The organism is Luteimonas changyuni (genome assembly GCF_039548395.1).
Classification (GTDB): Bacteria; Pseudomonadota; Gammaproteobacteria; order Xanthomonadales; family Xanthomonadaceae; genus Luteimonas.
In genome coordinates this window covers 1-13,799 of record NZ_JBCLUZ010000001.1, presented here as the reverse complement: position 1 = coordinate 13,799, position 13,799 = coordinate 1, and the positions used below count along the sequence as shown (strand labels likewise).

Here is a 13,799-nt window from a genome sequence, read left to right as displayed (position 1 = left end):
CATGCCTGACGTGAACGAATTCGGCCCCCAACACTACCCAAGCCGCAGGCAGCCTTCGACCTTGCCGTTTTTTGCGTGCGCAATCCCGCTGATCCTGTTTGCCATGCTGGCCGCTACCTCATGCGCCCGCATTTCAGACCGAGAGGGAGAGCGGTGGCCTGTCCGGCCCACGATCGAGGCCTCTGGCTTCGCCACCGTTCTGAAGGCGCCGCCGGTGCCGTATGCGGATGCGCCGCCGCCATCGGACCGGGAGCGAATGAACACCGCCACGGCAATGGCAATGGAACTGCACGCCAATCCTCCCGAGGACGCACGCCAGGCCGCCATGGCGCTGGCGCGAGAACTGCAGGCACAGGAAGGGCGGAACTACATCGGGGTTCGCGTCATCCGCGATCCGGCGCCGCGCTTCGCGTTCCAGTTCCAGACCGATGCGGTCGCCACGCTGGCCCGTTACACGGACGATCCGCGCTTCGCCGCGATCGACGGCGGTCACCCCGCCGCGGAGCTGCAGCCGTTGGCCGATGAATGGAACGCACGCTTTGCTCCGCACCGGCTGGGCGTCGGGAACGTGTACGAGTTCGACGGCGTGGTGCGGTTCGACCTGCAGGTCGACGAGGCGGCATTCCGGTCGATCGCCCGTGCCGAGGGCTGGCGGTTGCCTGCGCAGGTCGAGCTGGTCTTCACTCCGCCGCCGAACGCGGATGCGCTCGATCCCGCGCTTGCAGCGCTGGTGCACCTCGTGCCCAGGCACGACCGGGTGCCTGCGGTGACCACGCTTGCGCTGCACTCCGGACGTGTCATTTTGCGCGACGGCTGCTTTCGCCTCGCCGCGCAGGAGGGGGGCGGGGAGGAAGCGCTGGTGATCTTCGACCGCGACATCGCGCTGGTGCGCGACGACGTGGGCTACCTGGCCCTGCAGGCGCCGGACACCGACCAGCCGCTTCCGCGTATCGGGGAACGTATGACCTGGGCTGGGCCGCGCGGCGTCGATGAGCGAGACGCCGGGGTGCAGGCGCTTCGCTCCGCATGCGGCGAAGGGACGATCGTGAGCGTCGGGACGCCATCGAGCGCGCATCATTCCCGCGTGCGGCCCTGGGTGATCGACAACCTCGCGCACGATCGCGGAATGACGCGGAAGCAGGCCTGGGATGCGCTCAAACGGTGCTGGGCGCTTATTGATGATGCCGGCTCGGACGCGCGCTTCTCCCGGTCAGAGAGCGAACACTGCGGCGTCCCGCCAGACTATCTGTGAGATCGGGGCACCGTCCGGGGACAGGAGGCAACCCGGCTCATCTTCCCCTGGAAAACAGCTAGCCAAGGACTCTTCTTGGCCGGTGAAGATCATCGTCGCTGGCGGAGGGCCTTGCATCATTCTCCTGTTAGCAGGCTCCTGACTTCCTCATAGCGTGCATCGATCAATCTGTGTTTGTCGTTGTGATAAAGCGCGCCTTGGCTAATGAGGTAGTAACCGCGGTTGAGGCTGAGATAGCCCTCTTGTGGAGTTCCTTGCCTCGCTGCCACCTGATGCAAATACGGTGCGCGCGTCAAGGTGACCAAGAAGATTTCACCCCGGTAGCTCTCCAGCGACTTGCGCTTCAGACATCCGTTTCGCAAATCGCAGAACTCTCCGCTCGTGGAGAACGGACCGCTAAAACGGGTCTTCAGCTGCTCTCCCGCAACACAAGTCCCCGCATGGCAACGTGTGACTCTCCACACCATGGTCCCATCCATCGTGTCTGGATAATTCTCGTAACGAACGTCTTCCAGAATCGCGTTTGCGACAATGTCCGCGGTTTGGGCGCTGGACGCCACTTCCTCTGCGGAAATGCCGGTATCGGTAAGACGATCCGACCGCGCGCTACAAGCCGCGCTTCCCAGCGCTACAAGTACGAGAAAAACTTGACTGCAAATGCGGCGTGCCGGCGTGTGCGATTTCATCCTGCATCCTCCGTTGGCTTCCGGGCAAAGAGCTATGCCGCTTCCAGTTCCACATGGACCCGCTGGCCCAGGATTGCCGCGATGCTCGCCAGTGTGTCGAGCGAGAAGCGGCCAATGCGCCCCCGCAACAGGTCATTGAGGCGCGGCTGACTGATGCCGCACTGTTCGGCAGCCACTGCCTGCGTCCAGCTCTTGTCATGGATGAGCGCGGCGATTTTCCGCATGAGGTCGGCGCGCATCTTCAGATTGGCCGCGTCCTCAGTGGAGTCTGCAAGCGCATCCCAGGCGCTGTCGAATCGGTCGGTCCTGGCCGTGGTCTTGCTCATGGTCACCTTGCTCGAGGGTAAAGCACTGCTTTTTCCGACTTGATGTCCCGTTTTCAACGTGGCCTGTACCTTCTTCTGGAGCGCGTGGAGAACATGGACCGCATCGGCCAATCGGGGCATGTAGACGAGGCGGTAGGCGTCGCTGTCGTCCCTTTGCCGAGCGGTGGTCCGCACGCATGCTGCTGGTCGGAGTCTGCTTCCCGGCGACGCATCCATTCGGTTGTCAACTGCTGCGGTCGAACGTCGCTGATTCGGAGTGCATCCACCTGCTTTACCGGTGGATGCGGATTTGGGCCGTGTAACCTAACGATCCATCTTCGCGGCGCGCACTGACGATGCTTCCGTGCGGGCCGACGCTACATGGCCGTTTTCTCAGCATCCGGCCTAGCAACGACAACCCGAAAACTGCCGAAATCGACCGATCATGAGCGCTACTGAGGAACGCGAAATCGCTGGCAAGTCATTGGATTTGCGCGAGAAGTCGCGGTATGACGCATCCGTGCGTCTTTCGGTTGCGCCGATGATGGACTGGACCGACAGCCATTGCCGCGTCTTCCACCGCCTGCTGGCGCCGCATGCGCGACTGTACTCGGAGATGGTGCACGCCAACGCCGTGATCCACGGCGACCGGGCGAAGCTCCTGGCAATGGACCCGGTCGAACATCCCGTCGCGCTGCAGCTCGGCGGCAGCGAGCCGGCGCTGCTGGCGCAGGCCGCGCGCATCGCTGCCGAACACGGCTTCGACGAGGTCAATCTCAACTGCGGCTGCCCGTCCGACCGGGTCCAGGCCGGGCGCTTCGGCGCCTGCCTGATGCGCGAGCCGGCGCTGGTCGCCGACGGCGTGGCCGCGATGATCGCCGCCTGCGACGTGCCGGTGACCGTGAAGTGCCGGCTGGGCGTGGATGACGACCACGACTACGCGCGCTTTCTCGCCTTCATCGACACCGTGGCCGGCGCCGGCTGCCGCAGCTTCGTGGTCCATGCCCGCAATGCCTGGCTGAAGGGCCTGTCGCCGAAAGAGAACCGCGAGGTGCCGCCGCTGCGCTACGACTGGGCCTACGCGCTCAAGCGCGAGCGGCCGGAGCTGACCATCATCGTCAACGGCGGCATTGCCGACGAAGGCGAAGCGACCTCCCATCTCGAGCACGTGGACGGCGCCATGCTCGGCCGCGCCGCGTATCACGATCCGTGGCTGCTGCACCGGCTGGACGTCGCCTGGTATGGCGGCGCGCTTTCAACGCGGGCCGATGTGCTGCGTTCGATGCGGCCCTACGTCGAGGCGCAGCTTGTACGTGGGGCGCAGCTCAAGCACATCACCCGCCACCTGCTCGGCCTGTTCCACGGCCAGCGCGGCGGCCGCGCCTTCCGCCAGGTGCTGAGCGAGGGTGCGCACCGACCCGGCGCCGACTGGTCGCTGGTGGAGGAGGCGATCGCGGTCACTGCCGACGATGGCCGGCCCGGGGCCTGAAACCCCGCTGCGCGCCCCGCCCCGACTCCCGAGAGCACGTCCATGCTGACCCGCGACACCGCCCGCTTCCTCGCCTTCGCCCGCGACTGCGCCCCGGACTTCGGTCCGGCCACCGCGCGCGCCGCCTTCCTGGTCGCGCCCGACGGCTTCGGCCATGCCGCCGAGTCCGCCACCGACAATCGCTACATGGCCGCCGCCGATGGCTTCGACGCGGCGCGCGCCTCGGCGCAGCACCGCGAGCTGCAGCGCGCGCTGTCGTCCACGCTGCCAACGCTGTGCTTCCCGGGCGACCCCGAAACCCCGGATGCGCTGTTCCCCAACAATGTCTTCGCCACCGTGCCCGGTGCGCTGGTGGTGGGCCGCATGCGCCACGCGGTGCGACGGCGCGAGGCGGGCCGTGCCGACATCCGCGGATTTTTTCGCGATGTCCTCGGCTACGCGGTGCGCGACCTGTCCACGCAGCCGCATCCCGGCGAACTGACCGGCGCGATGGTCATCGACCGCGCCCGCGGACTCGGGCTGTGCGGGTTGTCCGAGCGCTGCGACGAAGAGGGCGCGCGCCTGGTGCACGAGGCCCTGGGCCTGCGCGCCACGCTGCTGTTCGAGCTCGCGCCCGGCGAATACCACACCAACGTCGTGCTCGCGGTGCTGGCCGGGCGCGCGGCAATGATCTGCCCTGCGGGATTCGCCGATCGCGCCGTGGTGGACGCCATCGCCACGCTGTATGCGCCGCACGCCATCCTGCTTCCCCCGGCCGGGCAGGCGGCTTTCGCGGGCAATGCCATCAGCCTGTCGGATGACGTGGTGTGGATGAGCCGGCGGGCCTGCGATGCGCTGGACCCGGCCAGCCGCGGCGCGCTGGCGGACGCGGGCTTCGAGGTTCGCGCGGTTCCACTGGATGCGATCGAGGTCGCCGGGGGCTCGCTGCGCTGCTGCGTGGCGGAGATCTACTGAGTCGCGGGCGGATTGCAAAAGGCCCGATATGAACGGGGCCCGCCGCCCGCCGGAAAAGTTAAGTGGCAATTCACCGCCCGGCTCCGAGAATCACCTGAACGCTCCCGCCGCCGCGCGCTGTGGGCGTGCATAACTTTCTGTATTCTCTGGGAAATGGTTTCCATGACCGCTCGTTACCTGTCGCCGACGCTGTGCCTGGCTGCCGCATTCATGCTGGCTGGCGCGGCGCATGCCGATGACGGCCGTCGACAGGCGCGCGACCGCGCTGCGCCACCGCGCGCCGCTGAGCAGTCCGGCCGGCCGGCGCCGGGTCGCCGCCCGGACTCGCTGGCCGATTCGGTCCGCCGGGTCCGTGCGCGCACCGGTGGCCAGGTGCTGAGCGCCGAGCCGGTTTCGTTCGACGGCCGCAGCCTGAACCGGGTGAAGGTGGTGGATGACGGCGGACGGGTCCGGGTCTACATGGACGATCCATCCGCCCGTCCGCGCCGCCCGCCGCGGCCTGCGCCTACACGTCGCGACGACGACTGAATTCGCACCCTAACCTGCAACTCTTCCCGCGACGACACACCGGCGCCGGGACATACCGGAGAAACCGATGCGCATCCTTCTGGTCGAAGACGAAGCTCCCCTGCGGGAGACCCTGGCCGCGCGCCTGAAGCGCGAGGGCTATGCCGTGGATGCCGCGCAGGACGGCGAAGAGGGCCTCTACATGGGGCGCGAAGTCCCGTTCGACGTCGGCATCATCGACCTCGGCCTGCCGAAGATGTCGGGCATGGAGCTGATCAAGGCCCTGCGCGACGAGGGCAAGCAGTTCCCGGTGCTGATCCTGACCGCGCGCTCGAGCTGGCAGGACAAGGTCGACGGCCTCAAGCAGGGTGCCGACGACTACCTGGTCAAGCCCTTCCACGTCGAGGAGCTGCTGGCGCGCATCAATGCACTGGTGCGCCGCGCCGCGGGCTGGAGCAAGCCGACGCTGGAGTGCGGCGCGGTGGTGCTGGACCTGGCCGCGCAGACGGTCAGCGTCAACGGCAGCAACGTCGACCTGACCAGCTACGAATACAAGGTGCTCGAGTACCTGATGATGCACGCCGGCGAGCTGGTCTCGAAGGCCGACCTCACCGAGCACATCTACCAGCAGGACTTCGACCGCGACTCCAACGTGCTCGAGGTCTTCATCGGGCGCCTGCGCAAGAAGCTCGACCCGGACGGTACGCTGAAGCCGATCGAAACCGTGCGCGGCCGCGGCTACCGCTTCGCGATTCCGCGCAGCAACGAAGGCTGAGCCCGGCGGGCGCGCGCTGCGCGCCCGGCGTGCAGGGGAGGCGGCGTGGCGCAGGCGCGCAAGGATCGTAGATTGGCCTGGCGCCCGCGTTCGCTGCAGGCGCGCCAGCTGCTGGCCGCAAGCCTCGGCCTGCTCGCCTTCCTGGCCGCCGCGGGCTATGCGCTCGACCGCGCCTTCGTCGACGTCGCCGGCCAGCTGCAGCGCGACCGGCTGCGCAACTATGCGACGTCCTATGCCCGCGACATCGAGTTCGACCGCGGCGGCAACCTGATCCCGCCCTACACCCAGGCCGACCCGCGCTTCGAGAGGCCCGACAGCGGCCTGTATGCGGAGGTGGTGCTGCCGCAGGGCAACTGGGGCTCGGAATCGACGCGTGGCCCGCAGCTGCCGGATGCGGAGCTGCTCGAGGGCGGGGTCGAGAAGTTCGAGGGCCCACTGCCGATGACCGGTGCCGACGGCAGCCCGCGCGAGGTACTGCGCTACGGCAAGGGCTTCATCTGGGACATGGAGCAGCGCGCCGAAGCCGAGTTTCCGTACACCATCTACATCATGGAAGACGCAGGCACCCTGCCGCAGCAGGTGCGGGTGTTCCGCGCAGCGCTTTGGGGCTACCTCGGCATCGCCGGCCTGGTCCTGCTGCTGCTGCAGGCGCTGGTGCTGCGCTGGAGCCTGCTGCCGCTGCGGCGCGTGGAAGCCGAGCTCAAGCGCGTACAGCTGGGCCAGGCCAACCGCATGAGCGAACTGCATCCGCGCGAGCTCGAACCGCTCACCGAGAGCATCAACGCGCTGGTCGAAAGCGAACGCCAGAACCTCGAGCACCAGCGCAACACCATGGCCGACCTTGCGCACAGCCTGAAGACGCCGCTGGCGGTGCTGCGCACGCGCCTGGACAGCGATGCCAGCGAAGACGAGCTTCGCGGCGAGGTGGCAACCCAGGTTCGGCGGATGAACGAGCTGGTGGGCTACCAGCTCGGCCGCGCGGCCTCGGCCGGCCACGCGCTGTTCGCCGCGCCGGTTGAAGTCGAGCCCTGCGCCGAGGAGATCGTGCGCGGGCTGGAGAAGATCTACGCCGGCAAGGGCACCGTGTGCGAGTTCGAGATCGACCCCGCGGCCCGCTTCCACGGTGAATCCGGCGACCTTCAGGAGCTGCTCGGCAACCTGCTGGAAAACGCGTTCAAGTGGTCGAAGTCCCGGGTGCTGCTGACCGTCGAGGTCGGTGCCTGCGCGCCGCGGCGACGCCCTGGCCTGATCCTGGCGGTCGACGACGACGGCCCGGGCATCCCGGCCGAACGCATCGCGCACGTGCTGCAGCGTGGCGTGCGCGGCGACGAGCGCGTGCAGGGCCACGGCATCGGGCTGTCGATCGTGCAGGACATCGTTCGTGGCTATCGCGGCGAGCTCGAGGTCACGGCGTCTCCGGAGCTTGGCGGCGCGCGCTTCCTGGTGCGGCTGCCGCCCGGGCTGTAGCGCTCAGCCGGCGGCGAACGGCGAGGGACCGTACAGCTTGCGCAGGTGCGTCGCCACGACCGGCTGCTCGCGTTCGAGCAGCGCCGGATTGCTGAAGTGGTACTCGCTGCAGACCGCGAAGAACTCCTCCGGCGCCTCGGCGGCGTAGGGATCGAGCGCGGTGTGCAGGCCACGATCCACGCGTGCCGCGAACGCGTCGTACGCCTGCTGGAAGTCCCGCGCCCATTCGCGCTGCCAGGCGCGCGGCAGCGGCGGGGTGCCGTCGAGCAGACCGTCGAGCGCGTCGAGTTTGTGCACCATCTCGTGCACCGCCACGCAGCAGCCGTCGCGCGGATTGTCGAGGTCGGCCAGGATGTCGGCCCACGAGAGCACCAGCGGGCCGTACTCCCAGGCCTCGCCCGCCAGTTCGTCCTCGCCTTCGTGCATCACCCCGGCGGCATCGACGTGGCTGCGGTCGACCCGGAACGCGTCGGGGTAGACCAGCAGCTGCGACCAGCCGTGCAGGCCTTCGGCACCGAACTCCATCAGCGGCAGGCAGGACAGCGCGGCCAACATCGTGCGGGCGACCTGGTCGAGCTCCAGTCCGCCGAGCGGGGTGATGGTCTTCTCGTGCAGGAAGCGTGCCGCCAGGGCGCGGAGGCGTTCGCTGCGGGAGTCGTCCAGCGCGGCCACCCACGGCACGCGTTCGCGCACGTCCTGCCAGCTGCGCCGGTCGATGTCGGCGGGCGGGCGCCGGAACAGGCGCCTGATCACGCCATGCCTAGCGGAACATCCCCGGCAGGAAGCTGTGCCAGCGCGGCGGCCGCGCCGCGTCGGGGTCGGCGCCGCGGGGGGTGACCGGCTTTTCAGCCTCGGGACGCCTGCTTGCACGCGCGGGATCGACATCCGGGGCGCCGCTGGCCGGGTAGTCGGCGCTGCAGCCCGAGCCGTCGCCCCCGGCCCCGGCCATGCGCGCTTCACGGGCCCCGGCCTGGAAGGTCAGGGACAGCAGGGAGATGGCAAGGATGGCGCGGACGGACATGGCGGGTGCCTGTTCGGTGACCGGTATCGCCGTGATCATACAACGCCCGCGTACGCGTACGCGCACGCGGGCGTGGGGGAGCCCGGGCGGTCAGGTGTGATAATCCGGGGATGTCCGCCCATGCCCCTGCCACCGCGCCGAGTGAAACCGACGCCGTCGAAAAAGCGCTGCTGCTGCGCCTGGCCAGCGGGCCGGTCCCCGGTGGCGACCTTGCCCGCGAATGCGGCCTGACCCGGGCCGCCGTGTGGAAACGGGTCGAGGCACTGCGCGCGGCGGGCATCGCGATCAGCGCGCGTCGCGGCCATGGCTATGCGCTGGATGCGCCATTGGAACTGCTGGATGCGCAAACAATCGCCGCCGCGTTGCCGGCAGGCACGCGCGCAGGGGTGCAGGGACCGGAAGTCGTCTGGACCATCGATTCCACCAACAGCGAACTCATGCGCCGGCGCACGCCCGACCGGGGCGTGGCCGTGCTGCTGGCGGAGCGGCAGCTTGGCGGGCGCGGCCGGCTTGGCCGCGACTGGACCTCGCCGCTGGCGGCAAACCTCTACCTGTCGCTGGCGCGCGCGTTTGCCGGTGGGCTCGCGCGGCTTGGCGGACTGGGCCTTGTAGCCGGCGTTGCCAGCGCCGAGGCGCTGCACGCGGCTGGATACGGCATGGTGCGTCTGAAGTGGCCCAACGACCTGGTGGTCGTCGATCCGGCTGGCGCTGCCCTGCGCAAACTCGGTGGCCTCCTGGTGGAAGGCGGCGGCGAGCACGCCGGACCGGTGCGGGCGGTGCTCGGCCTGGGGCTCAACGTGGGCATGCCCGCTGCGGCGGCGGCCGCGATCGACCAGCCCTGGTGCGACCTTGCGATCCTTGCCCACCCTGGCCGGCCTTCGCGCAGCGCCCTTGCGGCCACCCTGATTGCGCACCTGGTACCGGCGCTGGAGCAGTTCGACCGCGAAGGCCTGGCGCCGTTCCTGCCGCGACACGCGGCGCTGGATGCGCTGGCCGGGCGCGACATCGAACTGCGCGTGGGCAGCGGCCTGCATGCAGGGCGTGCGCTGGGGCTTGCGGCCGACGGCGCGCTTCGCGTGGACGTCGGCGGCAGCGAACGTCATTTCCATGCCGGCGAAGCCGGCCTGCGCACGCGGCTGGCGACCCCGTGAGCGACTGGCTGTTCGACCTGGGCAACACCAGGCTCAAGCTCGCGCCGCTGGATCCGGATGGCGCCGGACCGGTGGCGGCCTTCGGCCACGGTCAGGAACTCGATTCCGCATGGTCGTCGCTGCTGCCATCCAGGATCGACGTCGCATGGGTGGCCAGCGTGGGTCCGGCGGCGCTGCGGGCGTCACTGCTGCAGGTGCTGGTGCCGCGCGCCGCGCGCGTTGTCGAAGTGCGCGTGGAGCGCGAGATGGCCGGCGTGCGGATCGGCTACGCCGAACCTGCGCGGCTTGGTGTGGACCGCGCCCTGGCGCTGGTGGGCGCCCGCGCCAGGGCGCCGGGCTGGGTGCTGGTGGTCGGGGTCGGTACCGCGCTTACCGTCGACCTGCTGGCCGCCGACGGACAGCACCACGGCGGCAGCATCGCGCCCTCGCCGACGCTGATGCGCGAAGCCCTGCATGCGCGCGCGCCGCAGCTTCCGGCATCCGGCGGTGACGCCATGGCCTTCGCCACCGACACTGCCGATGCGCTTGCGGCAGGCTGCCTGGGTGCAGCGCTCGGGCTGCTGGAGCGCAGCCGGCGCGAGGCCGGTGCGCGCGCCGGCATGCCGGTTGGCGTGCTCCTGCACGGCGGTGGCGCCGGTGACCTGCTGTCGCACGTGCCGGGCGCGCTGCTTGCGCCGTCGCTGGTCGTCGACGGCCTGGCGCGCCTGGCGCGGCAGCCGGCGGGTACGGGCTAGAATCCGCGCATGTCACTGCGCGCGCTGCTGGTCCTGCTGGTCATGCTCAACTTCGGCGTCGCCACCTGGTGGCTGCTGCGCCCGGGGCCGTCGGCACCGGCGCCGTGGGTCCAGCCTGATGCCGTGCCGCGGCTCGTGCTCCTGGGCGAGCCGGCACCGGCACGGCCACGGGCCGCGGATCCAGCGCGCGGCGACGGGCCTGCAGCCGCGGGAATCGAGCCGCGTGGCGAAGCGGGGCAGTCCGCGCTGGCCGGGGCCCCGGACGCGGTGCAGGACGACGGCCGGGACGGCGGACCGGACGCATCACCGGAACCCGCGCAATCGCCGGCCGATGCCGGTCCCCTGTCTCCGCCCGTATCCCCGGCGCTTCGCTGCATGAGCTTCGGCCCCTATGCCGATGCCGCACCGGTCGCGGCGGCACGGGCGGCGCTGCAGCCGCTCGGCGCTGCGCGGACCCGCGTGCGCGACGTGGTCGAGGCGCCGCGGGGCTGGAGCGTTGCGATGGCATCGCAATCCGACCGCGACACGGCGAACGCACTGGCCCTGAAGATCAGGGAGGCCGGCTTCGACGACCTGCTGGTCGTCCCCTCCGGCACCAACGCCAACGGGATTGCACTCGGTCGGTACGCCAGCGAACCGGCCGCCCGCCGCCGCGAGGCCGCGCTGCGGGCCGCGGGCTTCCCGGCGTCGGCACAGCCCCTGGGCGACGCCAGCGTCAGCCACTGGCTGGACGTCGCCGCCGGTCCCGGCTTTGATGCCGCAGCGGCCCGGCTTGTTGCCAAGGCACCGCAGCTGCACGACATCGACTGTGCGCCCGTCGTCGCAGCGGGCGTCGCGCGCTAGAATGCGCGCGCCCCACCGGGCGCATCGTGCCGGCATAGCTCAGCTGGTAGAGCAACCGCCTTGTAAGCGGTAGGTCGTCCGTTCGATTCGGACTGCCGGCACCACGATGCACGCCCATGCATCGTGGATTTCAGCCCGATGCGACGACTACGCGTCGTCGAGGCGGATGCCGACGTAGGTGTCGCCGATGCCGGTGCCTGGGGGAAGCCGGCAGCTCAGCGATGCCAGTTGGTGGAAAGTCGCCTGCTCCGGATCGGCATCGGTCGGATAGAAGTACAGATAATTGCTGTCCGGGGTCTCGGACGAGACATCGACCGACAGCGCCACATACTGGAGGTCGGGCGACCCCGGGTAGCCGATCACGCCGGTGCAGCTCAGCGTCTGCGGCTCAGCGAGGCTGCTCGTCAGGAACATGCCGAAATAGCGGATGACAGAGTCCTGTGTGACGCCGCCGCCGCCGCCCTGGTCGATGACCGTGGTGAACGAGCAGGTCACGAAGGTGGCTGATTCGCCTTCGTTGACCATGCCCAGCGGACGCTTGCGCAGGTTGGCGTCCCAGGCCGGCAGTGCGCTCTGGCACAGACCGGTGGCGTTGCTCTGGATCTGGAGGTTTTCGACCGCGGCATTCGCGGCCGGGATCATGGCTGCGGTGAGCAGGCAGCCGATGAGCGTGGGAGCGATGGCTTTCATGTCGTTATCTTTTCCTTGATCTGGTACATGGGTTGCCCGGTCCCGACCAGGCATGGACGAGTGTGCCACAGGGCACATTCTGGACCTGTCACCTTTGCTGCAGGATCATGCAAGGTCCCGTTCCGCCCGCTGGAGGCACCCATGTCCTTGAAACTGCAGCCCGTATCCATATTCGGCGTCCCCACCGACGTCGGCGCGGGAGGACGTGGGGCGTCCATGGGGCCCGAGACGCTGCGCGTGGCGGGGCTGGTCGAGGCGCTGGCCGCGCGCGGGGTTGACGTCGTCGATCGGGGCGATGTCGTGGGACCGCGCAACCCCTGGCAGAAGCCGGTCGACGGCTATCGCCACCTTGACGAAGTCGTGGCCTGGAACCGGGCGGTAATGGAGATGTCGGGCGCCGAACTGGCGGCCGGGCGGATGCCGGTGATGCTGGGCGGCGATCATTGCCTGGCGATGGGCTCGATCACCGCCGTCGCACGCCACTGCCGTGCGCAGGGAAAGCGGCTGCGCGTGCTGTGGCTCGACGCCCATGCCGACTTCAACACGTCGGCGATCACGCCGTCCGGCAACGTGCACGGCATGCCCGTCGCCTGTCTCTGCGGACTCGGCCCTGACGCCCTCGTCAATCTTGGCGGGCAGGGGCCGATGATCTCCCCGGCCGACGTGCGCCAGATCGGCATCCGCTCGGTCGACCTCGAAGAGAAGCGCCTGGTCCGCGAGCACGGCCTGGACATCTACGACATGCGCTACATCGACGAGGTGGGCATGAAACAGGTGATGGAGGAGGCGCTTGCGGGCATGGGCGACGATACCCATCTCCACGTCAGCTTCGACGTCGACGTGCTTGATCCCACCATCGCGCCCGGCACCGGCACCCGCGTGCCGGGTGGCCTGGACTACCGCGAGGCGCAGCTGATGATGGAAATGATTGCCGACGCAGGCGGTGCCGATTCGCTTGACGTGGTCGAGGTGAACCCGGCGCTGGACGTCCGCAACCGCACCGCGCGCCTGGCGGTGGACCTGGTGGAAAGCCTGTTCGGCAAGTCCACGCTGATGCGCGACTGAGCGCTGTGGATGAATGCGAAGCGACCATGCTGGGGCGCCAGGTAGCGGCCTCAACGCGGATTTCACCCGCACCTGCGTCTGATGGCGGCAACGGGGCACCGCCGCCCCGTCGATCGTCCATCAACGGAGAGTTCCCATGAAGCGCATCGCAATCCTCATTTTCGTCTCGCTGTTTTCCGCGGGCATGCTTTCGGCCTGCAATACCGTTGCCGGTGCCGGCAAGGACGTGCAGAAGGTCGGCGAGCAGGTCGAGGACGCGGCCGATGACACCGGCGCCACCGATCCCCGCTGAAGGTCCCGCTGAATCGGCAGTCATCGAGGTGAAGGCCGGCCAACGAAACCTTGACCGTGCCGACATGTCGAGGCCCGCATGATGGACCCGGATCCACCGCAAGCGCGGTGACCTTTCCCCCATCAACGAGGTGACGCATATGAACAAGGACATCATTTCCGGCAAGTGGACCCAGATCAAGGGCCAGGCGCAGGCGCGGTGGGGTGATCTCACCGACGATGTGTTCGATGTCGCCGAAGGCAACGGCGAATACCTGGCCGGCAAGCTGCAGGAGCAGTACGGCTGGGAGCGTGACCGCGCCGAGCGCGAGGTCCGCGACTTCGAGAAGGGCCTCGGCTGACCGGAGAGGTGAGCAGCATCGGACGGGCCGGTTCGCCGGCCCGTTTTTTTTGGTTCTTCTCCCGATTGCGTGGAGCTTGGAGCTTGCGGCTTGCGGGTGATTGCTCCGGGAGGGTGCGTGCTGCCCGCCGTGGAGGCAGGGGGGATGCCCAGCCGGAATATGCGCATCCTGCTCCCAGTTCCGGCCGCCGGCCATCCATGGCCGGCTCTGGGCATCCCCCCTGCCTCC

The 13,799-nt window shown here is 69.1% G+C and carries 17 protein-coding genes and 1 tRNA gene; 13 read left to right on the top strand and 5 right to left on the bottom strand.

All coding sequences use genetic code 11. The annotated features are described in order from the left end of the window. Window position 1 precedes the first annotated feature (1 nt). Window positions 2–1,252 carry a hypothetical protein gene (locus WCD84_RS00085; protein WP_343254908.1) on the top strand — a complete coding sequence of 417 codons (1,251 nt, stop codon included), beginning with the start codon at window positions 2–4 and terminating at the stop codon, window positions 1,250–1,252. 116 nt (window positions 1,253–1,368) lie between these two features. Here WCD84_RS00085 and WCD84_RS00080 read toward each other — a convergent pair whose 3' ends face one another. Beyond that, window positions 1,369–1,938, bottom strand: coding sequence for a hypothetical protein (locus WCD84_RS00080; RefSeq protein ID WP_194036917.1), 570 nt, complete (start codon window positions 1,936–1,938; stop codon window positions 1,369–1,371). Between the two features lie 32 nt (window positions 1,939–1,970). Continuing rightward, window positions 1,971–2,264, bottom strand: a complete 294-nt coding sequence (locus WCD84_RS00075; RefSeq protein WP_298579651.1) for a helix-turn-helix domain-containing protein — start codon at window positions 2,262–2,264, stop codon at window positions 1,971–1,973. 424 nt (window positions 2,265–2,688) lie between these two features. Between WCD84_RS00075 and dusA the strand changes: the two genes are divergently transcribed. The 5 genes from dusA (at window position 2,689) to WCD84_RS00050 (ending at window position 7,435) form a co-directional block, all read left to right on the top strand. Continuing rightward, a complete protein-coding gene (dusA, locus tag WCD84_RS00070) occupies window positions 2,689–3,732 on the top strand; it encodes a tRNA dihydrouridine(20/20a) synthase DusA (RefSeq protein ID WP_343280001.1) in 1,044 nt (347 codons plus the stop codon). Window positions 3,733–3,774: 42 nt separating this feature from the next. Further along, on the top strand, window positions 3,775–4,686 hold the full coding sequence (locus WCD84_RS00065) for an arginine deiminase-related protein (RefSeq protein WP_343280000.1): 912 nt from the start codon (window positions 3,775–3,777) through the stop codon (window positions 4,684–4,686). A gap of 162 nt (window positions 4,687–4,848) precedes the next feature. Continuing rightward, window positions 4,849–5,214 carry a hypothetical protein gene (locus tag WCD84_RS00060; protein ID WP_343254905.1) on the top strand — a complete coding sequence of 122 codons (366 nt, stop codon included), beginning with the start codon at window positions 4,849–4,851 and terminating at the stop codon, window positions 5,212–5,214. Window positions 5,215–5,281: 67 nt separating this feature from the next. Then, window positions 5,282–5,968, top strand: coding sequence for a response regulator transcription factor (locus WCD84_RS00055; protein WP_343254904.1), 687 nt, complete (start codon window positions 5,282–5,284; stop codon window positions 5,966–5,968). A gap of 72 nt (window positions 5,969–6,040) precedes the next feature. Then, a complete protein-coding gene (locus WCD84_RS00050; protein WP_343254903.1) occupies window positions 6,041–7,435 on the top strand; it encodes an ATP-binding protein in 1,395 nt (464 codons plus the stop codon). Between the two features lie 3 nt (window positions 7,436–7,438). Here WCD84_RS00050 and WCD84_RS00045 read toward each other — a convergent pair whose 3' ends face one another. Then, window positions 7,439–8,188, bottom strand: coding sequence for a M90 family metallopeptidase (locus tag WCD84_RS00045; RefSeq protein ID WP_449280032.1), 750 nt, complete (start codon window positions 8,186–8,188; stop codon window positions 7,439–7,441). Window positions 8,189–8,195: 7 nt separating this feature from the next. Further along, complete coding sequence (locus tag WCD84_RS14330) at window positions 8,196–8,456, bottom strand: hypothetical protein (RefSeq protein ID WP_449280031.1); 261 nt, start codon at window positions 8,454–8,456, stop codon at window positions 8,196–8,198. Between the two features lie 110 nt (window positions 8,457–8,566). On the opposite strand from WCD84_RS14330, the gene WCD84_RS00040 reads away from it, so the two are divergent. From WCD84_RS00040 to WCD84_RS00025, 4 genes are all read left to right on the top strand, one after another. Next, window positions 8,567–9,607, top strand: a complete 1,041-nt coding sequence (locus tag WCD84_RS00040) for a biotin--[acetyl-CoA-carboxylase] ligase (protein ID WP_343254902.1) — start codon at window positions 8,567–8,569, stop codon at window positions 9,605–9,607. After that, window positions 9,604–10,341, top strand: a complete 738-nt coding sequence (locus tag WCD84_RS00035) for a type III pantothenate kinase (RefSeq protein WP_343279999.1) — start codon at window positions 9,604–9,606, stop codon at window positions 10,339–10,341. Before WCD84_RS00040 ends, WCD84_RS00035 begins: the two co-directional genes overlap by 4 nt. A 9-nt stretch (window positions 10,342–10,350) precedes the next feature. Further along, window positions 10,351–11,184, top strand: coding sequence for an SPOR domain-containing protein (locus WCD84_RS00030; RefSeq protein WP_343279998.1), 834 nt, complete (start codon window positions 10,351–10,353; stop codon window positions 11,182–11,184). Window positions 11,185–11,212: 28 nt separating this feature from the next. Continuing rightward, window positions 11,213–11,288: transfer RNA gene (locus WCD84_RS00025), tRNA-Thr, on the top strand. Window positions 11,289–11,331: 43 nt separating this feature from the next. Here the strand turns inward: WCD84_RS00025 and WCD84_RS00020 are convergent. Next, on the bottom strand, window positions 11,332–11,874 hold the full coding sequence (locus tag WCD84_RS00020; RefSeq protein WP_343254899.1) for a hypothetical protein: 543 nt from the start codon (window positions 11,872–11,874) through the stop codon (window positions 11,332–11,334). A 141-nt stretch (window positions 11,875–12,015) separates the two neighbouring features. Here WCD84_RS00020 and rocF point away from each other — a divergent pair, with 141 nt between their 5' ends. The 3 genes from rocF to WCD84_RS00005 all read left to right on the top strand — a co-directional run bounded on the left by rocF (window position 12,016) and on the right by WCD84_RS00005 (window position 13,571). Beyond that, window positions 12,016–12,939: an arginase gene (gene rocF, locus WCD84_RS00015; protein ID WP_343254898.1), complete on the top strand. Its 924-nt coding sequence runs from the start codon at window positions 12,016–12,018 to the stop codon at window positions 12,937–12,939. A gap of 136 nt (window positions 12,940–13,075) precedes the next feature. Next, on the top strand, window positions 13,076–13,231 hold the full coding sequence (locus tag WCD84_RS00010; RefSeq protein WP_343254897.1) for an entericidin A/B family lipoprotein: 156 nt from the start codon (window positions 13,076–13,078) through the stop codon (window positions 13,229–13,231). A 139-nt stretch (window positions 13,232–13,370) separates the two neighbouring features. After that, the gene (locus WCD84_RS00005) at window positions 13,371–13,571 is read left to right on the top strand and encodes a CsbD family protein (protein ID WP_343254896.1); all 201 of its coding nucleotides are present in this window, start codon (window positions 13,371–13,373) and stop codon (window positions 13,569–13,571) included. Window positions 13,572–13,799: the final 228 nt, after the last annotated feature.